Source organism: Microvirga sp. KLBC 81 (assembly GCF_003075415.1).
GTDB lineage: Bacteria > Pseudomonadota > Alphaproteobacteria > Rhizobiales > Beijerinckiaceae > Microvirga.
The window spans coordinates 1-922 of sequence record NZ_QDAH01000281.1; the positions used below are offsets into that span (position 1 = coordinate 1).

1 protein-coding gene and 2 pseudogenes are annotated in these 922 nt (G+C 61.1%); 1 reads left to right on the forward strand and 2 read right to left on the reverse strand.

Going from position 1 to position 922, the window contains the following annotated elements:
• Positions 1 to 72 precede the first annotated feature (72 nt).
• Positions 73 to 195 (forward strand): annotated as a pseudogene (locus DC522_RS33765) (IS5/IS1182 family transposase); the annotation flags it as partial.
• Between the two features lie 39 nt (positions 196 to 234).
• Here the strand turns inward: DC522_RS33765 and DC522_RS36710 are convergent.
• Together DC522_RS36710 and DC522_RS36715 are read right to left on the reverse strand one after the other, a co-directional pair.
• A complete protein-coding gene (locus DC522_RS36710; protein ID WP_245444785.1) occupies positions 235 to 540 on the reverse strand; it encodes a transposase in 306 nt (101 codons plus the stop codon).
• Between the two features lie 181 nt (positions 541 to 721).
• Positions 722 to 922: pseudogene (locus DC522_RS36715) on the reverse strand (hypothetical protein); the annotation flags it as partial.

Consider the following 922-nt stretch of genomic DNA (forward strand, 5'->3'; position numbering starts at 1 on the left):
TCGAGATCCGCTATGCCATTCCAACCAGCCCAAATGGCGAAGCTACCCGCTTTTGTCATTTGCAGTCAGATTATCGAGAACATGTTCGCCAAGCTCAAGGATTGGCGCCGGATCGCGACCCGCTATGACCGCTGCGCCCACACCTTCTTCTCAGCCATCTGCATCGCTGCTTCAGTGGCCTTCTACCTTAATTAACGAGTCCTGAGCCTAGGCCTAAGTGGTTCATCCGGGAAGTCATGCTGCCCTCGGCAGGAGGGCAATGCCGGGGGAGCGACGCGGTCGATGCCGACGGCGGTTGCCCCAGACGAAGGGATGGCGACGCGCATTCCAATAGACTGTAGCGCGGTGGATCGCTTCGGTGATCTCGTCCCCGCTCTCGAAGCGCCGGTCGGCTAACGCCAGCGAGCGCAGGATCTTCCACCAGGGTTCGATCAGGTTGAGATAAGCGGCGTACTTGGGCTGGAACACCATCTCCCAGCGCGGATGCGCGAGCACAAACAGCAGCACGTCCGTGGTACGGTGGGAACTCAGGTTATCCATGATCGCATACACCCGCTTGATCGTGCGCGGGATCCCAAGCCTCAACCCGCTCCAGGAAGTTGACCCAAGGCGCACCGCCGCGTCCTGGGTAGGGATGCGTGAAGGCTTCGCCCGTGGCCGGACAGAACGCGCCAAAGACATAGCCCTTGACGCGGCGACCGTAGTCGATCTCCTGTCGGGCTCACTCGGCCGGTCGGGTCTTTGTCTGCACCAGGGCATGACCGGCATAACTCTTCGCACTCACCGGCCCCATCCCGTCGAGACAGATCACAACACTGCCCGCAGGTGGCTTGGTGTAGAGCGTCTTGAACCGCGCCGGCTTTTCCGGAGGCTGATTGGCTTGGATTCTACGCGGCCATCGGCATGACCTCAAGCTGGGCGT